Genomic DNA, 21568 nt, shown 5'->3' with positions numbered 1-21568 from the left:
GTCCGGCGCGGCCGCCGGCGCGAGCGGTTCGTGGCCCGGTCGCGCCGACTTGGCTTCGGCCTAGAACACCTCCCCGGCATGCTCCTGATGCGCCGGGTGATCGGGCCAGCACTGGCCCTGCGGCACGAGCCGCACCAGCCTGTCGGGCTTGGCGAGGACGCGGTCGGCGAGGTGCCCCGGGAGGGCGTCGATCCGGGCGACGTAGTGGAAGAGCGGCCCGTTGTTCGGCGGGGTCCGGGCGGCGGCCAGGATTGTGCAGGCGCTGACCGAGAAGGATGGGAGAACCACCGCGCGGATCACCTCGTAGAGCGGCGTCACCGCGCCGATGGCGAGGATCGCCAGGGCGATCGCGGCCTGCCGCCCGCGGAGCGTCGGCACGACCGTGCCGACCCTGAGCGCCAGCAGGGCGAGGGCCGGGATCGAGGCGCGCATCACGAAATCCGCCCCCCCGAGCCGGTAGAGCGGCGCGAGCAGCAGCAGGACGAGGACGAGCCCGGTCTCCCGCCGCGTCCGGCGCTCGGTGCCGAGGATCGACCCCGGCCCGAGGCCGAGGACGACCAGGACCGGGACGATCTCGACGGTGAGGAGGAGGACGTAGCGGGCGAAGAACTCCCCGGTCAGGTCCTGCAACCCGTGCGGGACGCGGCCCGCATCGGCGCCGAGATAGAGCGCGACCGGCACGAGCCCGAGCCCGGCGAGCCCGACGGTCGCGACGGCGCCGGGCGTGAGCCGGCCCGCGCGCGCGTCGCGGGCGAGGGCCAGGAGCAGGAAGGGCAGGGCACCGATCGTGCTGAGCGGCGACCAGAACACGCAGAGCCCGAACACCACCGCCAGCGAGGAAGCCCGCAGGGCGGCGGCGCGCCACAGGCAATAGGCCCCGACGAAGATCCAGCCCGAGGCGGCGTGGTTCGGCACCCAGAACAGCTGGGTCACGTGAGAGGAGAATTGCAGGTTGCCGAGCCACTGCTCGAGATGGATGCCCGGCGTGAGCGGGCCGCCGAGCTTCCAGGCGCCGACGACGTCCCAGCCGCTGAACGCGACGAAGATCGCCAGCACGGCGAGGCCCTGCCGGTGCGACGGGGCGAGCCGGGCGAAGCCATAGAACAGGCAGCCGAACAGGAGCGCGTTCTGGGCGAGCAGCGCGCCGTGCGCGCCGTCGAGCCCGAGAACCTTACCCACCGCCGCCGGCAGCAGGTACATCCCGAGCGGCGCGCGCAGCATCGTCGGGTCGCCGGCATAGAGGTACCCGACCGGCCAGGGCTCGGCGACGAGGTCGCGCAGGACGGCGTCGCGTAGCAGCCAGTCGTCGTTGGCAAAGAACAGGTGCCCTTCGCCACCGAGAAGGCAGAGCCCGATCGCGGCCGCGAGGGCGGCGGTGAGAAGCGGCGCGTCGATCGGCGCGCGGACCCGACCGAGATCCCGCAGGACCAGGGCGAGCGCCGCCGACAGAAGGGCGAGGCAGGCCATGGCCAAGGCCGGGCTCTGGAGATGGGTGGCGAGGAAGATCAGGTTGGGAGCGGCCGCCAGCACCAGCACGATCGTGAAGGGCAGGTGGCCGAAGCCCTCGCCCGCGATGCGTGTGGCGGTTCGGTGAGAACCGGCGGCGCCCGGGGGGGCGTCCGGCAGGGCATGGTCCCGGCGCGCGGAGGTGCCTGGCGGCGCGAGCGTGCCGGTCACGGGCGGGTCCTTCCCTCGGGCGGCAGGTCGGTGGCGATGCCGCCGCGGATCAGGGCCGCCCGGATGAGGCGCGGGCGCCCCTTCACCTCCTCCATGATCTTCGCGACGTACTCGCCGATCAGCCCGATCGCGAACAGGTTGAGGGCGCCGAAGAACAGGATCGCCAGCTGGGTCGAGACCGCGCCGCGCGGGGCGATGTCGGGGACGGCGAGGCGCAGGGCGATCATCGCGAGGCCGATCAGGCCCGAGAGGCCGAGCAGCCCGATGCCGGCGGCGGTGAGCATCTTCAGCGGCGTGTTGCTGAACGAGAAGATGCCGCGCTTGGCCCATTCGAGGTTGGACAACAGGTTGTTCGTGCTCGTGCCGAACATCCGCTTCGGGCGCACGTAATCGACGCCGGTCTGGCGGAAGCCCACATAGGCGCGCAGTCCCCGCATGAACAGGTCGCGCTCCGGGCAGTTCAGGAGCCAGCCGACGACGCGCCGGTCCATCAGCGAGAAGTCGCCGGCATCGTGCGGGATGCGCACGTAGCTGAAGGCGGCGAAGACCCGGTAGAACGCCTTGTAGAGCAGGCCCCAGACGAGCGGCATCTCGCGCTGGACGCGCCGGCCGTAGACCACGTCGTGGCCGGCGACCCATTGCGCGTAGAACGGCTCGATCAGCTCGGGCGGGTCCTGCAGGTCGCCGTCGAGGAGCACGACGGCCTGGGCGGTCGCCAGCTCCATGCCGCTGCGGAAGGCCATCTGCGAGCCGAAATTGCGCGAATGCGTGATGCCGAGCACGTGCGGATCGGACACCGACAAGGCGCGGATCCGCTCGCCGCACCCGTCGGGGCTGGCGTCGTTGACGAAGATGATCTCGTAATCGACGTCGATCTTGCGGAACACCGCCGTCAGGCGGGCATGCATGATCGGCACCGCCTCCTCGTCCTTGTAGCAGGCGATGATCGCCGCGATGCTCCGGCGCCGGGTCGCGCCGGCCTTGGTGAGGCCGGACAATGCGGCGCCGGCCTCGCGCATCCAGGCGGCGGTGCGCGCGAGCCCCTCGGCGAGCGGGGTCCTCGCCTCCCAGCCGAGCAGGCGCGCGGCCTTGTCGGGATTGGCCTGCCAGCGCGCGAGGTCCCAGGCGCGGGGCGCCATCGCGCCGAAAAGCGGCGCCTCGGCGAGGCCGAACACGTCCTTCGCCGTCAGCGCCAGATCGCCGATGGTGGTCTCTCTGCCGGTGCCGATGTTGAGCGATTCGCCGTAGAGGTCGAGCGACATCTTGGCGGCGGCCCGCACGAAGGCCTCGCAGACATCCTCGACGTAGACGAAGTCGCGCGCGATCGTCGGATCGACGAAATCGGGATAGCCCCCCGCCAGCCCGCGCGACACCACGGCCGGGATCAGGCGGTTCGCGTCCTCGTAGGGACCGTAGACCGAGTAGAGCCGCAGGTTCACCACCGGCCAGCGCCGGGTCTTGCCCGCATAGGCGAGGAACTGAGCGGCCGCCGCCTTCGAGACCGCGTAGGCGCTGTTGGGGACGAGGGCCGCGTCCTCGCCGGGCGCGGCGGAGTTCAGTCCGTACTCGGACGAGGAGCCGGCATGGATGTAGGCCGCGAGCGCCCCGCTCTCGGCCAGGCGCTCGACGCGGGAGACGAGGGCGGTGAAGTTGGTGGCGTAGATCAGGTCGGCGTCGGTCTCGAAGGAGTAGGCGCCGTAGGCGATGCAGTCGAACACCGTCGCCGGGCGGATCGCCTCGACGAAGCTCGCGGTCGCCGCCCTGTCGGTGAAGTCCACCGCGACGAGGTGCTGGGGATCGACGTCGCGCAGGCGCGGTGCCGGCAGGGTGCGGGCGACGGCATAGACGTCGCGGCGCCGCGCCAGGATGTGGCGAAACAGGTTGCACCCGACGAAGCCGCCCGCGCCGAGCACGGCGATGGGGCCCTTGAGGGTGTCGATCCAGTCGGCGGGCGAGCCGTTCATGCGAGAAGCCTCGCGCGGAGCGAATCCGGGTCGAGGCCGCTCTCGCGCCGGTGGAACCCCTGCGAGCCGTAGGTGCCCGACGGGTAGCCGGACGCCGCGACCGGGCGGAAACCCGCAACAGCGATGCCGCGCTCCAGGCACCAGGCGGCGAGGCCCTGGCCGAGCCCCCCTTGCGCGACGTGCTCCTCGACGACGCAGAGGATGCGGCCGGGCAGCGCCTCGACGAAGGCCGGCGGCGGCGGGCTCATCTCCAAGGGCAGCTCGCTCACCGCCCAGACCTCCGGCCCGTCCTCGCCCTCCTCCGCGAAGGCCGACCAGGCGAGTCCGGCCATCGGACCGACCGCGACCACCACCGCCCCGCGCCCGGCGCGCAGGCGGCGCCAGGGCGCGTAGGGCGGCGCTACGCAGCCCGCCGGCACCTCGCCGCGCCCGAGCCGGACGTAAGTGGGGCCCGGATCGCTCCCGGCCGCCTCGACCACCGCGGCGACGTCGCTGTCGAAGGCGGGGACGAAGATGCGCAGGCCCGGCAGGGTCGAGAGAACCCCGTAATCCTCCAGCGCGTGATGGGTCGGGCCCATCACCCCGTAGGCGTAGCCGCCGCCATTGGCGAGCATCCGCACCGGCAGGCGGTGGAGGCAGACGTCGTTGCGGATCTGCTCGAAGGCGCGGGCGTAGCAGAACGGCGCGATGGTGTAGGTCCAGGGCTCCAGCCCCTCGCTGGCGAGCGCGGCGGCCACCCCGATCATGTTCTGCTCGGCGATGCCGGCATTGAGGAAGCGTTCGCCCAGCGCGTCGCGCAGGGGCTCCAGGGCGCCGAAGCCGAGATCGCCGGTGAGGAAGACGAGGCCGGGCCGCCCGGCCAGGGCGACCAGCGCCTCGCACAATTCGCGCCGCATCAGGCCGTCTCCCCAGTGCCGTGAATCGACTCGCCGGGGATCGCCCCGCCGAGAATGGCCTCCTGCACCTGCTCCTCGGTGAGCGGCAGGTAGTGGCTGTCGAGGCGCCCCGCGATGGCGGGCACGCCGTGCCCCTTCACGGTGTGCAGGACGACGACCACCGGCCGGTCGGTGCCGGGCTCTAGCGCGCGGCGCATGTCCGCGAGGTCGTGCCCGTCCGCCTCGCGGATCTCGACGGCAAAGCCGCTGAGCGCCCGCCCTACGGGATCGAGGGAGGCGACCTCGTCGGTCGTGCCGAAGCCCTGGAGGCGGTTGTGGTCGATCAGGATCGTCAGGTTGGACAGGCGCCGGTGGGCGCAGAAGATCAGCGCCTCAAGCGTCGAGCCCTCCTGCCACTCGCCGTCGGAGGTCAGGCAGAACACCCGGCCCGGCCGGTCCTGCAGCCGGGCCGCGAGGGCGAGCCCGGCGGCGAGCGAGAGGCCGTGCCCCAGGCTGCCGGTGCCGAAGCGGATTCCGGGAAGGCCCCGTCCGGGCGGATGCCCGGCCGGGGGATGACCCGGCAGCCGGGTGCCGTCGGTGTGGAACGTGCCGAGCTCGGCGTCGGTGAGGAGGCCCCGGCTCCACAGGGTGACGTAGAGCGCGCCGGCCGCGTGGCCCTTCGAGAGGACGAAGCGGTCCGCCTCGGACAGCATCTCGTGATGCACCAGCATCATCGCGTCGAGGGCCGAGAGGTTGCCGCCGACATGGCCGACGCCCGCCCTCCGGTGCATGGCCAGAAGCCGCCAGCGCGCCAGCGTCAGCAGGCCGGGCGCGAGGGCTGCCGGCCCCGCCTGGATGGCGCCGTGCGGCGGGATCTCCGCCCGAAGGGTGTGTCCGCGCCGTGCCATCCGCCCGAGATTCCGCTGCCCTCCGGCGACGGAACGACGGCCATGGTTAGCGCCGGGTTAAGGCGCCCGGACGGCCCGCGGCGCCGCCGTCTTTCCGGCTCCCTCGTCGTGCGCGACCGCAGGCGAGGGAGGCCGCTGAGCGATCCAGCTTTGCTGTCGCGCTACAGGTCTTGCCGGCTGACGTAGGGCAATCATTGCCGCATTAATCGGGATTAACCACGTTGATCATGCGGCGGCTCGGGTTCGTGTGAGAGGATAATTCTGCCTGCAATCCCGAAGCGACTGCGCGAGACGATAGCGCGTTTACCGGCGACTAAAGGTTGTGTGTGAAATTGGCGGAAAGGTCGTTGGCGTGGCGGGGTTTGTTCGTGCGTTGCTTCAAGCCCCTGCTGCTCTCCGCCGTCCTGTGCCTGCCGCCGGCCCTCGCCGCGGCCGCGGAGTGCCGACCGGAGGCGCTCGGCACCGCGCGCACCCTCGAAGTGCCCTTCACGCAAGGCCCGGTCGGCAAGGCGAGCTACGGCCGCACCCTGCCGCTCGAGCGCGGCGAGGTGGTGCTGACCTTCGATGACGGCCCGCTGCCCCGGCGCACGCAGGCCGTGCTCGACGCGCTCGAGGCCGAATGCGTGAAGGCGACGTTCTTCGTCGTCGGCAGTATGGTGGCGCAGTTTCCCGACACCCTGCGCCGGACCGCCGCCGCAGGCCACACCATCGCGAGCCACACCTGGTCGCACCGCTACCTCGACCGGGTCCGCAGCCCCGCGGTGCGGCGCGACCAGATCAACGGCGGCCTGGAGGCCGTCCGCACCGTGCTCACCGACGATGCGCCGGCCCTGTCGCCGTTCTTCCGCTTTCCCGGCCTCGGGCACAGCCCCGCCCTCGACCGCTACGCGACCGGGCAGAAGCTGGTGCCGTTCAGCATCGACGTCGACGGCGACGACTGGAAGAAGATCTCGCCGCAGGCGGTGATGGACCGGGTGCTCCGGCGCCTCGACGCGGCGGGGCGGGGGATCATCCTGCTCCACGACATCCAGCCCCGCACCGTCGCGATCCTGCCCGCGCTCCTGCGCGAGCTGAAGGCGCGCCACTACCGCGTCGTCCACGTCGTGCCGGCGCGCGACGACACGAAGGCGGCGCTCGCGGCGCTCGACGCCCCGCAGGGCCGGCCGATCCGCCTCGCCCTCGACCGGCTCGGCGCCCGCATGGCGTCGTTGCGCGTGGCGGCCCGCCCGGTGGAGGGCCCCCCGAGACCGGTCGCCGAGGAGGCGCCGCCGCTGCTGCGGGCCGGCCTGTTCGAGGAGGCGGAGGCGCCGCCGTCGCCGCCGACCCGCGACCAGAGCCGGTCCGGCGCGGAGGTCCGCCTCGCCCTCGTCGCCGATGGCGGCCCGGCCGGCGGGCCCGCGCCCCGGGACGGCTGGAGCGGGTTCGTGGTGATCGGCACCGCCCCGCAGGCCGCAGGCTTCCGCGCCGTCGCCGAGGCCGGACGGTCGCCCGCGCGCTGAACCCCGCCTGCCTTCCGCCCGTCGAGCCCCTCTCCCGAAAGCCTCCACGATGCGACGTCTCGGCCGGCTCCTGCCCGCCCTCCTTCTCTGCAGCGCCGGCGCCGCCCAGGCGATGAGCGCCGACGAGTCGCCGGCGGGCTGGTGGGCGCCGACCCTGCGCGACTGCGCCGACCCGGCGAGCCCGCGGGCGTTCGTGATCCGGCTCAAGCCCGCCGCCGAGGCGCGGCTCGACGCGCACGACCTGCGCTGCCGGATCGACAAGGTCTCCGACACGGCGATCGGCTACCGCCTCCACATGCGCTGCTTCCGCTCGGCCGAGGACCTGCGGGCGGAGGCGAGGGCCGAGCCGCGGCAGATCGTCGTCGACGCGATCGGCCCGGTGACGATGCGGGCGGACGGGCAGCGCGTCTATCGCTGCCGCTCCCGCCCGGCCGCCGCGAACGAGGCCACGCGCAGCCCCGTCGCGGCGGGGGAGGGACCGGCCACCGTGCCGAGCCTGCCCCTGCCGGACGCCCCCATGCGCCTGTCCGCGCTCGCTCCCGAGCCGGCGCCGTCTCATCCCCTCGGCGCCGCACCGCTATCCGCGACAGGGCCCGCCGCCGCGCCGCTTCCCGCTCCGCCGGCCCCCGCCGTCGCGCCCCTCGCCGCGCCCGCTCCGGCACCGGACGCGCCCGCGCGCCTGGCCGCCCTGCCCATCGAGCCGCTGTCGGCGCCCCCGGCCCCGCGCCTCACGCCCGCGCCGCCCGTCGCCCTGCCGGCCCTGCGGCGCGGCAAGGTGGTCGGCTATCCCGGCGCGCAAGGCGCCGGCACGATCGTGGTCGATACGGCGGCGCGCCTGCTCTACCTCGTGCGCGGCGACGGCACGGCCGTGCGCTACCGGGTGGCGGTCGGGCGCCCCGGCACGACCTGGAAGGGCGTGCAGACGGTCACCGCCAAGCAGGAATGGCCGCAATGGACGCCGACGCCGGAGATGCGGCGCAGCCGGCCCGGCCTGCCGCGCAAAGTCGCGGGCGGCCCGCGCAACCCGCTCGGGGCCCGGGCGCTCTATCTCGGCTCGACGCTCTACCGCATCCACGGCACCACCGATCCGGGCTCGATCGGCCGCGCCGCCTCGGCCGGCTGCTTCCGGATGCTGAACGAGGACGTGATCGAGCTCTACCGTTTCGTGCCGGTCGGCACCAAGGTCGAGGTGATCTGACGGTCGCCCCGGAACGATGGACCATACGCTCGATTGCCTCCTGCAGCGGCATACGTGCCGACAAGGAGGCATAGAATGGCCAAGGATGACGGTGATCGGCCGGCGACGATCTCGAACGGCCCCAACGCCCGCCCCAAGCATGAGACGATCGCCCAGACCGGCCCAGGCCTGCCCGACGACAGCAGCCCCCCGGTCGTGGTCGACGAGGAGGAAGCCGAGCGCATCGAGGAGAAGATCCGATCGATCTGAGACTCTGCTTGATCTGTTGCGCCGGTTGATCCGGTATACACATCAAACAACTTGCTTCGTCATCCCGGGGCTCGCCGCAGGCGAGAACCCGGGATCCATAACCGCCGAGGATGTAAGACTGGTCTGCACGCGTTCCGTCTCATCCTGAAAGGTCAGCGGTTCTGGATCCCGGGTTCCGCTGCGCGGCCCCGAGATGACGCGGAGGGTTTTCATAGCGTTGCGCAAGAAGAGCAGGCTCTGGCGTGTCCCACCGTCATTCGGGGCTTGCGTCTCTCCTCGTCGTGATGTCAACGCCGCCGCGCACCCCATCCCGACCGCCGTCTCACGCCGGCATCTCGAACGCCACGCCGACGCGGCCGCGCCGGCGCCACACCACGCGGCAGCGGCGCATCACGAATTCGCCGGTGATCGCCAGCGTGAAGCCGTCCGGCACCGCGAGCCCGGCCGGAACCGTCAGTGTCGCGGCGAACACCGTCAGGTTCGAGACGCGACAATCGACCGCCGGCGACGGCGCGTCGAAGATGATCTCACCGGTGGATCCCATCGGCTCGTCTCCCGATGCCGAAGACATATTCATCGTATGGTTCCGAACCTTCGCACAAAGACCGATTATCGCTCAAAATGCCCGAATGTTCGCGTCTGAAATCGACCGAACGCGATAGGCACGAGGGATTAGGGCGCATGACTCCGGCCCGGTCGGCCCCCGGTGGATCTCCCGTGCCGCCTCTGGCGCGAAGCTTGCTCTCCGGCCGAGCGTGACCGTTGACGACCCGTGAACCGCCTTGACCGAGGGATCGGACCGGGGCGAACCTCGCGGGAGGGCCGGCCCTCTCGGGGCTCGGGCACGGCTCACGACCACAGGCCCCGCAGGCAGGACACGCCATGGACCGCAGGACGTTTCTGAAAGGCTCGGCCGCCCTCGGTGCCGCCGGCATGGCGCCCCACCTCGCCGCCCCGGCGCTCGCGCAGCCGGCCAAGGTGCTGCGCTTCGTGCCGCAGGCGAACCTCGCCAATTTCGACCCGATCTGGGGGACGCAGTACGTCGTTCGCAACGCCGCCGCCCTCGTCTGGGACATGCTCTACGGCGTCGACGCGCAGCTGAAGCCCCAGCGCCAGATGGTGGAATCCGAGGAGGTGTCGGCCGACGGCCTGACCTGGACCTTCCGCCTGCGGCCCGGCCTCAAGTTCCACGACGGCGAGCCGGTGCTGTCGAAGGACGTGGTGGCGAGCCTGACCCGCTGGATGGCCCGCGACCCGATGGGCATCATGATCCGGGCGATCCAGGCCGAGCTCAGCGCGACCGACGACCGCACCTTCCGCTGGCAGCTCAAGAAGCCGTTCCCGAAGCTCCTACTGGCGCTCGGCAAGAACAACGCGCCTTGCGCCTTCATCATGCCGGAGCGGATCGCGAAGACCGATCCCTTCACCCAGATCACCGAGTATGTCGGCTCCGGCCCGATGAAGTTCGCCCGCTCCGAGTGGGTGCCGGGCGCCCGCGCGGTCTTCGAGAAGTTTTCGGATTACAAGCCGCGCGACGAGCCGTCCTCGTGGCTCGCCGGCGGCAAGCGGATGCTGCTCGACCGGGTCGAGTGGGTGATCATGCCCGATCCCGCCACCGCCTCGGCGGCGCTCCAGAACGGCGAGGTCGACTGGTGGGAGAACCCGATTCCCGACCTCGTCCCGCTGCTGCGCAAGAACGCCAACATCAACGTCGACATCGCCGACCCGCTCGGCAATATCGGCGCGTTCCGGATGAACCACCTGCATCCGCCCTTCGACAACCCGAAGGTGCGCCAGGCCGTCCTCATGGGCATGAACCAGGAGGACTACATGCGGGCGCTGATCGGTGACGACGACAAGCTGTGGAAGCCGCTGCCCGGCTTCTTCACGCCCGGCACCCCGCTCTACAGCGAGGCGGGCGGCCAGAAAATCGGCAAGGGCGACATCGCGGCGGCGAAGAAGCTGCTGGCCGAGGCCGGCTACAAGGGCGAGCCGGTGGTCTGCGTCGTGGCGCAGGACCAGTCGATTACCAAGAACATGGGCGACGTCACCGCCGACCTGCTCAAGCAGATGGGCATGAAGGTCGATTTCGTCGCGACCGACTGGGGCACCGTCGGCACGCGCCGCGCCTCGAAGGCGCCGCCGTCGCAGGGCGGCTGGAACATGTTCCACACCTGGCACGCCGGCGCCGACTGCATCAACCCGGCGGTCTACCCGGCGATCCGCGCCAACGGCGACAAGGCCTGGTTCGGCTGGCCCGACCTGCCGCCGGTCGAGGCCGGCATCACCGAATGGTTCGACGCCGCCGACCCCGCGGCCGAGAAGGCGGCGATCGACAAGGTGAACGCCGCGGCGGTGAGCGGGGGCGTCTACGTGCCGACCGGCTACTTCCTCGGCTACCAGGCCTGGCGCAAGAACGTGACCGGAATCGGCAAGGGACCGCTGCCCTTCACCTGGGGCGTCTCCAAGGCCTGAGGAACGCATCCCGTGTTCGGCTTCCTCGTCAGGCGCGTCCTCGCCGTCATCCCGGTGATGGCGGTGGTCGGATTGTTCGTGTTCAGCCTGCTCTCGCTGGCGCCGGGCGATCCGGCGGCCTTGATCGCCGGCGACCAGGCCTCGCCGGCCGATATCGAGCGCATCCGCGCCTCGCTCGGCCTCGACCGGCCGTTCCTGGTCCGCTTCGGCGAGTGGGCCTGGCGCATCCTGCACGGGGATCTCGGCACCTCGATCTTCACCAACCTGCCGGTCACCACCATGATCGGGCAAAGGGTGCAGCCGACCGTGTCCCTGATGCTGGTCACGCTGGTCTTCGCCGTCCTCGTCGCGGTGCCGCTCGGCGTCGTCGCGGCCTGGAAGGCGGGGCGCCTCGTCGACCGGCTGGTGATGGGGGCGGCGGTGCTCGGCTTCTCGGTGCCGGTCTTCGTCGTCGGCTACCTGCTGGCCTACGTCTTCGCTCTCGAGCTCGGCTGGCTGCCGGCGCAAGGCTACACGCCGATCGAGCAGGGGGTGGGGGCCTGGCTCGCCAACCTCGTCCTGCCGGCGCTGACGCTCGGCCTCGTCTACATCGCGCTCATCGCCCGGGTGACCCGGGCGACGATGCTCGACGTCCTGCAGCAGGATTACGTCCGCACGGCGCGGGCCAAGGGCGTGGCGCAGGGCGGCGTTCTGTTCGTGCACGCGCTCAAGAACGCCGCGGTGCCGATCGTCACGGTGATCGGCATCGGCATCGCGCTCCTCATCGGCGGCGCCGTCGTCACCGAGACGGTGTTCGCGATTCCGGGCCTTGGCCGACTCACCGTCGATGCGATCCTGCGGCGCGACTATCCGGTGATCCAAGGCGTCGTGCTGCTGTTCAGCTTCACCTACGTGCTGATCAACCTGGCGATCGACCTTCTCTACACCCTCATCGACCCGAGGATCCGCTATTGAGCGCCGCCCACCCTCTGGGGCCGGAGGCGCCCCCCGGCCTCGCGGTCGCCCCGCCGCTGCCCGACCTCTACCCACCTCGAAAGGCCCTCGGGCCGATCCGCCGGACCTGGAAACGCCACCCGACCATCGTGATCGGCGGCGTGATCCTGTCGATCGTCGCCCTGATGGCGATCCTCGCGCCTTATCTGTGGACCGTCGACCCGACCGCGATCAGCCCGTCGCGCCGCACGCGGGTGCCGTCGAGCCTCTACTGGTTCGGCACCGACATGCTCGGGCGCGACATCTATTCCCGCGTCGTCTACGGCGCCCGGGTCTCGCTCCTCGTCGGCTTCGCGGTGGCTTTGCTCGCCTCGCTCGCGGGCCTCGCGATCGGCCTCGTCTCCGGCATGGTGCGCTGGGCCGACGGGATCATCATGCGGATCGTCGACGGGCTGATGTCGATCCCGCCGATCCTGCTCGCCATCGCGTTGATGGCGCTCACGAGAGGTTCGATCGAGAACGTGATCCTGGCGATCACGGTGGCGGAGATTCCCCGCGTCGCGCGCCTCGTGCGCGGCGTGGTGCTGTCGTTGCGCGAGCAGCCCTATGTCGAGGCGGCGGTGACCACCGGCACCCGCATGCCGATGATCATCTGGCGCCACATCCTGCCGAACACCCTCGCGCCGATGACCGTGCAGGCGACCTATATCTGCGCCTCCGCGATGATCGCCGAGTCGATCCTGTCCTTCATCGGCGCCGGCGTGCCGCCCGCGACCCCGTCCTGGGGCAACATCATGGCCGAGGGCCGGGCGCTCTGGCAGGTGAAGTTCTATATCATTCTCTTCCCGGCGATCTTCCTGTCGCTCACCGTGCTCGCCGTGAACCTCGTCGGCGACGGGTTGCGCGATGCCCTCGATCCGCGGATGGCGAAGGATGCGTGAGCATTCGTTTGCCTCCGGCGATCTGGCTGCCCTCCATCGTCATCCCGGGGCCGCGCAGCGGAACCCGGGATCCATAACCGCCGAGGTCCCCGAAGAGATCGGGACGCGGCCCACCTCATCCTGCGCCGTCGGCGGTTATGGATCCCGGGTTCTCGGCTGCGCCGAGCCCCGGGATGACGCGGAGGGTGGCAGGTCCGGTGATTGTCTCGTCTTGCTCCCATCCGAGAATCTCCCCCGGAGACGACGCCCATGACGCTCCTCTCCGTCGAGAACCTCCAGGTCCATTTCCGCACCCCCGACGGGGTCAACCGCGCGGTCGACGGCGTCTCCTTCGCGATCCAGTCCGGCGAGACCCTGGCGATCGTCGGCGAATCCGGCTGCGGCAAGTCGGTGACCTCGATGTCGATCCTGCGGCTCCTGCCCGAGCCGCCGGCCCGGCTCGCCGGCGCGATCCGGTTCGAGGGGCGCGACCTCCTCGAACTTCCCGAGCGCGAGATGCGCCGCATCCGCGGCAACGCCATCAGCGTGATCTTCCAGGAGCCGATGACGAGCTTGAACCCGGTGCTGAGCGTCGGCCGCCAGATCGGCGAGACCCTGCGCCTGCACCAGGGCCTCTCGCGCAAGGAGGCGGAGGAGCGGGCGGTCGAGATGCTGGCCCTCGTCGGCATCCCCGAGCCGCGGCGCCGGGTGCGGGAATACCCGCACCAGCTCTCCGGCGGCATGCGCCAGCGGGTGATGATCGCCATCGCGCTCGCCTGCTCGCCGAAGCTCCTCATCGCCGACGAGCCGACGACGGCCCTCGACGTGACGATCCAGGCCCAGATCCTCGACCTGATGCGCGACCTGAAGCGCCGGGTCGGCGCCGCGATCATGCTCATCACCCACGATCTCGGCGTCGTGGCGGAGGTCGCCGACCGGGTGGTCGTCATGTATGCCGGCCGCAAGGTCGAGGAGGCGGCGGTGCGCGACCTCTTCCGCAGCCCGCGCCATCCCTACACGCGCGGCCTGATGGGCGCGGTGCCGCGCCTCGGCGCCGCCGAGCGACCGGGTGCGCCCCAGCGCCTCGCCGAGATCCCCGGCATGGTGCCGAGCCTGAAGACCCGCATCGACGGCTGCGTCTTCGCCGGCCGCTGCCCCTCGGTCACCGACCTCTGCCGGACCCACGCCCCGGCCCTGGAGCCGAAGGCGCCGGGCCACCTCGCCGCCTGCCACTACGCGCCGAAGGACGCGCTCGCCGCGTGAGCCAGCCTCTCCTCGCGGTCAACGACCTGCGCAAGCACTTCCTCCTCGGCGGCGGCCTGCTCGGCCGCGGCGCCCGCAGCTTGAAAGCCGTGGACGGCGTCTCGTTCACCCTCGAGCGGGCTGAGACCCTGTCCCTCGTCGGCGAATCCGGCTGCGGCAAGTCGACCGTCGCCCGCAGCCTGATGCGGCTGTTTCCACCCACCTCCGGCCAGGTCGTGCTCGGCGGCACGCGCATCGACGACCTCTCGGCAGGGGCGCTCCGTCCGTTGCGCCGGCGGATCCAGATGGTGTTCCAGGACCCGTTCTCCTCGCTCAACCCCCGGATGCGGGTGCGCGACATCCTGGCCGAGCCGATCCGCAATTTCGGCCTCGCCAAGTCCCGCGCCGACCTCGACGGGCGCCTGTCCGCCCTGATGGAGCGGGTCGGCCTGCCGCGTGAGGCCCTGTCGCGGTTTCCGCACGAATTCTCCGGCGGCCAGCGCCAGCGCATCGGCATCGCCCGGGCGCTCGCCGCCGAGCCGGACCTGATCATCTGCGACGAGGCGGTCTCGGCGCTCGACGTCTCGGTCAAGGCGCAGATCGTCAACCTGCTGCAGGACCTGCAGAAAGAGCTGGACCTGGCGCTCCTGTTCATCTCGCACGACCTCGCCATCGTCGAGCACATGACGCATCGCGTCGCGGTGATGTATCTCGGCAAGATCGTCGAGATCGGCCCGCGCCGGGAGATCTTCCTGGCGCCGCGGCACCCCTACACCCAGGCGCTCCTCTCCGCCGTGCCGGTGCCGGAGCCCGGTGCCGGGCGCACCCGCATCGTCCTGCGCGGCGACGTGCCGAGCCCGATCGACCCGCCGAGCGGCTGCCGCTTCCACACCCGCTGCCCGCACGCCTTCGAGCGCTGCCGCACCGAGGAGCCGCGGCTCGATCCGGTCGGCGCCGACCATCATTTCGCGGCCTGCCACCTCGACGGCGCCGCCCTGCCGGCGCGGGCCGCGTGACCCGGCCGTCCTACGTCATCATCAGGGGAAGAACCGTGCAGCACGAGCTGATCCTGCGGGGTGCCCGCATCATCGATCCGTCGCAGAACCACGACGGGATCGCCGATGTCGCCTTCTCGAACGGCCTCGTCTCGGGCTTCGGCCGGAACCTGCCCGCCGGGGAGGGGACGGAGGTGCGGGAGATGAACGGGGCGATCGTCACCCCGGGCCTCATCGATCTGCACACCCACGTCTACTGGGGCGGCACCTCGCTCGGCATCGACGCCGACGAGTTCTGCCGGCTGTCCGGCGTCACCACCTCGGTCGATACCGGCAGCGCCGGCCCGGGCAACTTCCCGGGCTTCCGCAAGCACGTGATCGAGCGCGCCGAGGCCCGGATCCTCGCCTACCTGCACGTCTCCTTCGCGGGCATCTACGGCTTCTCGAAGACCGTGATGGTCGGCGAGAGCCAGGACATGCGCCTGATGGCGCCCCGCGAGGCGGTCGCGGTGGCCGAGGCCAACCGTGACGTGATCATCGGCATCAAGGTCCGGGTCGGCGCCCACGCCTCGGGCACGCAAGGCACGGCCCCCCTCGAGATCGCCCTTCAGGTCGCCGAGGAGACCGGCCTGCCGCTGATGGCCCATATCGACGAGCCGCCGCCGAGCTATGAGGCGGTGCTGGCGATGCTGCGCCCCGGCGACGTCCTCACCCACGCCTTCCGGCCGTTCCCGAACTCGCCGGTGACGGCGCAGGGTGCGGTGAAGCCCGCGGTGCGCGAGGCGCGGGCGCGCGGCATCCTGTTCGATATCGGCCACGGCAAGGGCTCCTTCGCCTTCAAGACCGCCCGCGCCATGCTGGCCGGCGGCTTCCTACCCGATACGATCTCGTCCGACGTCCACGCGCTCTGCATCGACGGCCCGGCCTTCGACCAAGTCACCACGATGTCGAAGATGCTCTGCCTCGGCATGAGCCTCACCGAGGTGATCGCCGCCTCGACGGTGAACGCCGCCGTGGCGCTCCAGCGCATGGAATACGGCAGCCTGAAGGTCGGGTCACTGGGCGATGCGACGGTACTGGCCGTGCGGGAGGGGGAATTCGACTACGTCGACGTGCTGGGCGAGCACATGACCGGGGACCGGCGGATCACGTCGGAGGGCGTGGTGCTGCGCGGGCGGTGGTGGCATCCGGTGTGAGGGCGGGCTGCGGGCCAGAAGGCAGTGCCTGAGCGCTAATTCGATCGGCCTCTACAGACTTGCCATCCTCCGCGTCATTCCGGGGCCGCGCAGCGGAGCCCGGAATCCAGAAACGCGGATGGTTCAGGACGAAGCGGAACGACATCTGCCTCCTTCGGAGTGAACTGAGGTTCTGGATTCCGGGCTCCGCTTTCGCGGCCCCGGAATGACGCAGAGAATGTTGATGCTGTCGGAGCCGATCAAACAGGCTCTCAGCTTGGAGCTAGGAACACCTCCCGCTCCGCCTCCACCACCGCATAAATATGCTCCGCGACCGCGCGGATGCGGGCGAGGTCGCGGCTGTCGGCGTGCATCATCAGCCAGAAGCTGCGGGTGAGCGACACCGCGTCCGGCAGCACGCAGGCCAGATCCGGGCGCCCGGAAGCCATGAAGCAGGGCAGGACCGCGAGCCCCAGTCCCGCCACCGCCGCCTGCAACTGCGCGTTCAGGTTGGCGCTGCGCAGCCGCGCGCCGGCCCCCGGCGCGACCTGGTGCAGGTAGTCGAGTTCCGGCGAGTACAGCAATTCGTCGATGTAGCCGATGAAGCGGTGGCCCTCGAGATCGCGGCGTTCGGCGATCGGCGGGTGGCGGTCGAGATAGGCCGGGGCGGCGTAGAGCTTGAGCGTGTAATCGGTGAGCTTGCGCCCGACGATGCGGCCCTCCGGCGGCAGGCTCAACCCGATGGCGATGTCGGCCTCGCGCTTCGACAGGCTGAACAGCCGGGCGGTGGCGACGAGCTCGATGTCGAGCTCGGGATGGCGCTCGATCAGTGCCGTGAGGCGGGCGGCCAGGAAGGCGCTGCCGAAGCCGTCCGGCGCGCCGATCCGTACCGTGCCGACGAGCTGCGAACCGGCGCGGCCGACCGCGGCCTCGCCGTGGATGATCGCCGATTCGATCGCGTCGGCCGTCGCGACCAGCGCGAGGCCCGCCTGCGTCGCGGTGTAGCCGGAGGCGCGGCGGTGGAAGAGCTTTTCGGAGAGGCGCCGCTCCAGCCGGTCGATCCGCCGGATCACTGTGGCGTGATCGACCCCGAGCCGGCGGGCCGCCGCCGAGACCGTGCCGGCCCGGTGCACCGCGAGCACGAAGCGGTAATCGTCCCACACATCCCCTTTCGGACCATCCGGTTCCCGCATCCGCGCACACCCGTTCCGCTCTCACGCCCCTTCCGCTATGGGGATCGCCAGGGCAAGGTGGCCCCCAACACATTCGATCCAGGGAGGATCCCTCATGGTGCGCGAAGTCGGCCACTTCATCGGCGGCGAGCATGTTCCCGGCCGCTCGGGCCGGTATTCCGACATCTACCAGCCGATGACCGGCGAGGTGGTCGGACGCCTGGCGCTGGCGAGCCAGGCCGAGATGCGCGCCGCGATCGAGAACGCCGCCAAGGCTCAAGTGGCCTGGGCCGCCACCAACCCGCAGCGCCGGGCGCGGGTGATGATGCGCTTCCTCGACCTCGTCGCGCGCGAGATGGACAGCCTCGCCGACCTGCTGGCGCGCGAGCACGGCAAGACCATCCCGGACGCCAAGGGCGACATCCAGCGCGGCGTCGAGGTGGTGGAGTTCGCCTGCGGCATCCCGCACCTGCAGAAGGGCGAGTACACGGAAGGCGCCGGCCCCGGCATCGACATCTACTCGATGCGCCAGCCGCTCGGCGTGGTCGCCGGCATCACGCCGTTCAACTTCCCGGCGATGATCCCGATGTGGAAGTTCGCCCCCGCCATCGCCTGCGGCAACGCCTTCATCCTCAAGCCCTCGGAGCGCGATCCGGGCGTGCCGATGCGCCTCGCCGAGCTGATGATCGAGGCCGGGCTCCCGGCCGGCATCCTCAACGTCGTCAACGGCGACAAGGAGGCGGTCGACGCGATCCTCGACGACGACCTGATCCAGGCGGTCGGCTTCGTCGGTTCCTCCGACATCGCCCAGTACGTCTACGCTCGGGCGACCGCCACGGGGAAGCGCGCCCAGTGCTTCGGCGGCGCCAAGAACCACATGATCATCATGCCCGACGCCGACATGGACCAGGCCGTCGACGCCCTGATGGGCGCCGGCTTCGGCTCGGCCGGCGAGCGCTGCATGGCGGTCTCGGTGGCGGTGCCGGTCGGCGAGAAGACCGCCGACGCCCTGATGAGCAAGCTGATCCCGCGGGTCGAGAGCCTGAAGATCGGCCCCTCGACCGACCCGAGCGCCGATTACGGCCCGCTGGTCACCAAGGCGGCGCTCGAGCGGGTGCGCAACTACGTCGAGATCGGCATCAAGGAAGGCGCCAAGCTCGCGGTCGACGGCCGGCCCTTCAAGATGCAGGGCTACGAGAACGGCTTCTACATGGGCGGCTGCCTGTTCGACCACGTGACGCCGGAGATGCGGATCTACAAGGAAGAGATTTTTGGGCCCGTGCTGTCGGTGGTGCGGGCCAAGGACTACGCCGAGGCGCTGCGGCTTCCCAACGAGCACGAATACGGCAACGGCGTCGCGATCTTCACCCGCGACGGCGATGCGGCGCGCGACTTCGCCGCCAAGGTGCAGGTCGGCATGGTCGGCATCAACGTGCCGATCCCGGTGCCGCTGGCCTACTACACCTTCGGCGGCTGGAAGCGCTCGGGCTTCGGCGACCTCAACCAGCACGGGCCGGACGCCGTGCGCTTCTACACCAAGACCAAGACGGTCACCCAGCGCTGGCCGTCGGGGGTGAAGGAAGGCGCGCAGTTCTCGATGCCGGTGATGCAGTAAGCATTTCGGGACGTGCGGGCACCTCGCGGTGCCCGCGGGAAGCGCGGGTTTTCTCCTCTCTCCGCGGGCGGGGAGAGGGCTCCGGTGACCTCGTCGTCACCGGAGCGAGCCCGCAGGGCGAGGGTGAGGGGGTGTCTCCGGAGGAGGCTCGTTCGTTGAGACCCCCTCACCCTCGCTTCGGCTTCGCCTCCACTCGCCGCATCACCTGAACGGTGGTGGGATCTTCGATCCCCAGGCCCTCTCCCTGCCCGCGGGGAGAGGAGACATCCGCGCCTTCTCCGGCCGGGCCAAGACCAAGACGGAACAGGAGGAAAAGCCGCCATGACCCTGTTCACCCTGCCCGAGGACCAGATCGCCATCCGCGACATGGCGCGCAGCTTCGCGGCCGAGCGGATCGCCCCGCACGCCCTCGACTGGGACGAGCGCAAGCATTTCCCCCTCGACGTATTGCGAGAGGCCGCCGCCCTCGGCATGGGCGGCATCTACATCGCGGAGGAGCATGGCGGCTCGGGGCTGACCCGGCTCGACGCCGCCCTGATCTTCGAGGCGCTGAGCCTCGGCTGCCCGACCGTCGCGGCCTTCCTGTCGATCCACAACATGGCCGCCTGGATGATCGACCGGTTCGGCTCCGCGGCCCAGCGCGAGCGCTTCCTGCCGGGCTTGTGCCGGATGGACACGGTCGCCGCCTATTGCCTGACCGAGCCGGGCTCGGGCTCGGACGCCGCCGCGCTCCGCACCACCGCCCGGCGGGAGGGCGACCACTACATTCTCAACGGCGCCAAGCAGTTCATCTCCGGCGCCGGCGCCGCTGACCTCTACGTCACGATGGTGCGCACCGGCGAGGCCGGCCCGAAGGGCATCTCGACCCTGGTCGTGCCCTCCGACGCGCCCGGCCTGTCCTTCGGGCCGAACGAGCGCAAGATGGGCTGGAACGCCCAGCCGACCCGCGCGGTGATCTTCGAGGAATGCCGGGTCCCGGTCGAGAACCGCCTCGGCGAGGAGGGGATCGGCTTTCGCATCGCCATGGCGGGGCTCGACGGCGGCCGGCTCAATATCGGCGCCTGCTCCCTCGGTGGGGCGCAGGCCGCCCTCGACAAGAGCCTCGCCTACATGGCCGAGCGCAAGGCCTTCGGGAAGCGCCTCGACGCGTTCCAGGCGCTGCAATTCCGCCTCGCCGACATGGCGACCGAGCTGGAGGCCGCCCGCGCCCTCCTCTACGGCGCCGCCGCCGCCCTCGACCGGAAGGATCCGGACGCCACCCAGCGGTCGGCGATGGCCAAGCGCTTCGCGACCGATGCCGGCTTCCGGGTCGCCAACGAGGCGTTGCAACTCCACGGCGGCTACGGCTACCTGTCGGAATACGGGGTGGAGAAGATCGTCCGCGACCTGCGGGTGCACCAGATCCTGGAGGGCACCAACGAGATCATGCGGGTGATCGTGGCGCGGGGGCTGGTGGGGAACTGAGATCTCCCGCCGCGCCGTGCGAGCCGCGTCATCCCACCCGCGACCTCATCCTGAGGTGCCGGCGATCGAAGATCGCGAGTGAAACGAGCCTCGAAGAGGCCTCCAGATGTCTCCGAGCTAGCTGGAGGGCTCCTTCGAGGCCTCCGCTCTGCTCCGGCACCTCAGGATGAGGTCGTGGATGGAAGATGCCGTCCTCGTCGTCGAGGGGACTGTTCACGGCCCAAGATCATCTCAAACAGAAACCAGAAGAGGACACGCTGAGCCATGACGCAGATCGCCTTCCTGGGCCTCGGCAACATGGGCGGCCCGATGGCCGCCAACCTCGTGGCGGCGGGGCATGCGGTAACGGGCTTCGACCTGATGCCGGAGGCGCTCGACGCCGCCCGCGCCGCTGGCGTGTCGGTCGCTGAGAGCGCCGAAGCCGCTGTGGCGGGGGCCGAGATCGTCGTCACCATGCTGCCGGCGGGCAAGCATGTGCTGGCGGTCTACGACGCGGTGCTGCCGCACGTGGCGAGCGGCGCCCTGCTGATCGACTGCTCGACCATCGACGTCGCCAGCGCCCGGGGGGCGCACGAGAAGGCGGAGGCGCGCGGCCTCGCGGGTCTCGATGCGCCCGTCTCCGGCGGCGTCGGCGGCGCCAAGGCCGCGACCCTGACCTTCATGGCCGGCGGCACGCCGGAGGCCTTCGCCCGGGCCGAGCCGATCCTCGCGAAGATGGGCCGCAAGGTGGTCCATTGCGGCGAGGCCGGCGCCGGCCAGGCGGCCAAGATCTGCAATAACATGATCCTCGGCATCTCGATGATCGGCGTCGCCGAGGCCTTCGTGCTGGCGGAAAAGCTCGGCCTGTCGCACCAGGCCCTGTTCGACGTCGCCTCGACCTCATCGGGCCAGTGCTGGTCGCTCACCACCTACTGCCCGGTCCCCGGCCCGGTTCCGGCCTCGCCGGCCAACAACGACTACAAGCCCGGTTTCGCCGCCGCCCTGATGCTGAAGGACCTGCGCCTCGCGCAGGAGGCCGCCACGGGCGCCGGGGCCGCGACGCCCCTCGGCGCGCATGCCGAGGCGATCTACGCGGCCTTCGAGGCGGCGGGGCAGGGCGGCACCGACTTCTCCGGCATCATCCGTCACCTGCGGGAGGCGGGGCGGGAGTGAGCCGCTAGAGCGCTTCGCGATTGCGTTGCAATCGCGAAGCGCTCTAGCTCTTTGA

The 21568-nt window shown here is 71.0% G+C and carries 18 protein-coding genes; 12 read left to right on the top strand and 6 right to left on the bottom strand.

What is annotated here, in order from left to right; all coding sequences use genetic code 11:
• Window positions 1-60: 60 nt before the first annotated feature.
• Genes ABZT49_RS24635 through ABZT49_RS24620 form a run of 4 tightly spaced genes read right to left on the bottom strand, consistent with a single transcriptional unit; the run spans window position 61 to window position 5424 of the window.
• Window positions 61-1677, bottom strand: coding sequence for a hypothetical protein (locus tag ABZT49_RS24635; protein WP_355289877.1), 1617 nt, complete (start codon window positions 1675-1677; stop codon window positions 61-63).
• Complete coding sequence (locus ABZT49_RS24630) at window positions 1674-3641, bottom strand: NAD-dependent epimerase/dehydratase family protein (protein WP_355289875.1); 1968 nt, start codon at window positions 3639-3641, stop codon at window positions 1674-1676. The genes ABZT49_RS24635 and ABZT49_RS24630 overlap by 4 nt, the downstream gene beginning before the upstream one ends.
• Entirely contained in the window at window positions 3638-4537 is a 900-nt protein-coding gene (locus tag ABZT49_RS24625; RefSeq protein ID WP_355289874.1) for a transketolase, read from the bottom strand. The genes ABZT49_RS24630 and ABZT49_RS24625 overlap by 4 nt, the downstream gene beginning before the upstream one ends.
• Window positions 4537-5424: a transketolase gene (locus tag ABZT49_RS24620; protein ID WP_355289873.1), complete on the bottom strand. Its 888-nt coding sequence runs from the start codon at window positions 5422-5424 to the stop codon at window positions 4537-4539. The genes ABZT49_RS24625 and ABZT49_RS24620 overlap by 1 nt, the downstream gene beginning before the upstream one ends.
• A gap of 368 nt (window positions 5425-5792) precedes the next feature.
• Here ABZT49_RS24620 and ABZT49_RS24615 point away from each other — a divergent pair, with 368 nt between their 5' ends.
• From ABZT49_RS24615 to ABZT49_RS24605, 3 genes are all read left to right on the top strand, one after another.
• Entirely contained in the window at window positions 5793-6923 is a 1131-nt protein-coding gene (locus tag ABZT49_RS24615) for a polysaccharide deacetylase family protein (RefSeq protein WP_355289871.1), read from the top strand.
• A 49-nt stretch (window positions 6924-6972) separates the two neighbouring features.
• The gene (locus ABZT49_RS24610) at window positions 6973-8121 is read left to right on the top strand and encodes a L,D-transpeptidase (RefSeq protein WP_355289869.1); all 1149 of its coding nucleotides are present in this window, start codon (window positions 6973-6975) and stop codon (window positions 8119-8121) included.
• 75 nt (window positions 8122-8196) lie between these two features.
• Complete coding sequence (locus tag ABZT49_RS24605; protein ID WP_355289867.1) at window positions 8197-8370, top strand: hypothetical protein; 174 nt, start codon at window positions 8197-8199, stop codon at window positions 8368-8370.
• 322 nt (window positions 8371-8692) lie between these two features.
• Here ABZT49_RS24605 and ABZT49_RS24600 read toward each other — a convergent pair whose 3' ends face one another.
• On the bottom strand, window positions 8693-8914 hold the full coding sequence (locus ABZT49_RS24600; RefSeq protein ID WP_355289865.1) for a PilZ domain-containing protein: 222 nt from the start codon (window positions 8912-8914) through the stop codon (window positions 8693-8695).
• A gap of 338 nt (window positions 8915-9252) precedes the next feature.
• Between ABZT49_RS24600 and ABZT49_RS24595 the strand changes: the two genes are divergently transcribed.
• From ABZT49_RS24595 to ABZT49_RS24570, 6 genes are all read left to right on the top strand, one after another.
• Window positions 9253-10845 (top strand): ABC transporter substrate-binding protein, encoded by a 1593-nt coding sequence (locus ABZT49_RS24595; RefSeq protein ID WP_355289863.1) that lies wholly within the window; start codon window positions 9253-9255, stop codon window positions 10843-10845.
• Between the two features lie 12 nt (window positions 10846-10857).
• Entirely contained in the window at window positions 10858-11799 is a 942-nt protein-coding gene (locus ABZT49_RS24590; RefSeq protein ID WP_109973843.1) for an ABC transporter permease, read from the top strand.
• Window positions 11796-12719: an ABC transporter permease gene (locus tag ABZT49_RS24585; protein WP_355289861.1), complete on the top strand. Its 924-nt coding sequence runs from the start codon at window positions 11796-11798 to the stop codon at window positions 12717-12719. The genes ABZT49_RS24590 and ABZT49_RS24585 overlap by 4 nt, the downstream gene beginning before the upstream one ends.
• Before the next feature lie 249 nt (window positions 12720-12968).
• Window positions 12969-13961, top strand: a complete 993-nt coding sequence (locus ABZT49_RS24580) for an ABC transporter ATP-binding protein (protein WP_355289859.1) — start codon at window positions 12969-12971, stop codon at window positions 13959-13961.
• Window positions 13958-14956, top strand: coding sequence for an oligopeptide/dipeptide ABC transporter ATP-binding protein (locus tag ABZT49_RS24575; RefSeq protein WP_355289858.1), 999 nt, complete (start codon window positions 13958-13960; stop codon window positions 14954-14956). The genes ABZT49_RS24580 and ABZT49_RS24575 overlap by 4 nt, the downstream gene beginning before the upstream one ends.
• 35 nt (window positions 14957-14991) lie before the next feature.
• Window positions 14992-16131, top strand: a complete 1140-nt coding sequence (locus ABZT49_RS24570) for an amidohydrolase/deacetylase family metallohydrolase (RefSeq protein ID WP_355289856.1) — start codon at window positions 14992-14994, stop codon at window positions 16129-16131.
• Between the two features lie 251 nt (window positions 16132-16382).
• Here ABZT49_RS24570 and ABZT49_RS24565 read toward each other — a convergent pair whose 3' ends face one another.
• Window positions 16383-17303, bottom strand: a complete 921-nt coding sequence (locus tag ABZT49_RS24565; RefSeq protein WP_355289854.1) for a LysR family transcriptional regulator — start codon at window positions 17301-17303, stop codon at window positions 16383-16385.
• A 97-nt stretch (window positions 17304-17400) separates the two neighbouring features.
• Between ABZT49_RS24565 and ABZT49_RS24560 the strand changes: the two genes are divergently transcribed.
• From ABZT49_RS24560 to mmsB, 3 genes are all read left to right on the top strand, one after another.
• On the top strand, window positions 17401-18897 hold the full coding sequence (locus ABZT49_RS24560; protein WP_355289907.1) for a CoA-acylating methylmalonate-semialdehyde dehydrogenase: 1497 nt from the start codon (window positions 17401-17403) through the stop codon (window positions 18895-18897).
• Between the two features lie 321 nt (window positions 18898-19218).
• A complete protein-coding gene (locus tag ABZT49_RS24555) occupies window positions 19219-20361 on the top strand; it encodes an acyl-CoA dehydrogenase family protein (RefSeq protein ID WP_355289852.1) in 1143 nt (380 codons plus the stop codon).
• A gap of 264 nt (window positions 20362-20625) precedes the next feature.
• A complete protein-coding gene (mmsB, locus tag ABZT49_RS24550) occupies window positions 20626-21513 on the top strand; it encodes a 3-hydroxyisobutyrate dehydrogenase (protein WP_355289850.1) in 888 nt (295 codons plus the stop codon).
• Window positions 21514-21568: the final 55 nt, after the last annotated feature.

The sequence above is a fragment of the Methylobacterium sp. EM32 genome, from assembly GCF_040593685.1.
Taxonomy (GTDB): Bacteria; Pseudomonadota; Alphaproteobacteria; order Rhizobiales; family Beijerinckiaceae; genus Methylobacterium.
The sequence above is the reverse complement of the archived record's forward strand: the minus strand, read 5'-3'. Positions and strand labels throughout refer to the sequence as shown.

Coding starts and splice junctions, on each gene's coding strand:
- ABZT49_RS24630 (WP_355289875.1), bottom strand. CDS start 3,641: ATGAACGGCTCGCCCGCCGACTGGATCGACACCCTCAAGGGCCCCATC.
- ABZT49_RS24625 (WP_355289874.1), bottom strand. CDS start 4,537: ATGCGGCGCGAATTGTGCGAGGCGCTGGTCGCCCTGGCCGGGCGGCCC.
- ABZT49_RS24620 (WP_355289873.1), bottom strand. CDS start 5,424: ATGGCACGGCGCGGACACACCCTTCGGGCGGAGATCCCGCCGCACGGC.
- ABZT49_RS24610 (WP_355289869.1), top strand. CDS start 6,973: ATGCGACGTCTCGGCCGGCTCCTGCCCGCCCTCCTTCTCTGCAGCGCC.
- ABZT49_RS24605 (WP_355289867.1), top strand. CDS start 8,197: ATGGCCAAGGATGACGGTGATCGGCCGGCGACGATCTCGAACGGCCCC.
- ABZT49_RS24600 (WP_355289865.1), bottom strand. CDS start 8,914: ATGGGATCCACCGGTGAGATCATCTTCGACGCGCCGTCGCCGGCGGTC.
- ABZT49_RS24595 (WP_355289863.1), top strand. CDS start 9,253: ATGGACCGCAGGACGTTTCTGAAAGGCTCGGCCGCCCTCGGTGCCGCC.
- ABZT49_RS24580 (WP_355289859.1), top strand. CDS start 12,969: ATGACGCTCCTCTCCGTCGAGAACCTCCAGGTCCATTTCCGCACCCCC.
- ABZT49_RS24565 (WP_355289854.1), bottom strand. CDS start 17,303: ATGCGGGAACCGGATGGTCCGAAAGGGGATGTGTGGGACGATTACCGC.
- ABZT49_RS24555 (WP_355289852.1), top strand. CDS start 19,219: ATGACCCTGTTCACCCTGCCCGAGGACCAGATCGCCATCCGCGACATG.
- mmsB (WP_355289850.1), top strand. CDS start 20,626: ATGACGCAGATCGCCTTCCTGGGCCTCGGCAACATGGGCGGCCCGATG.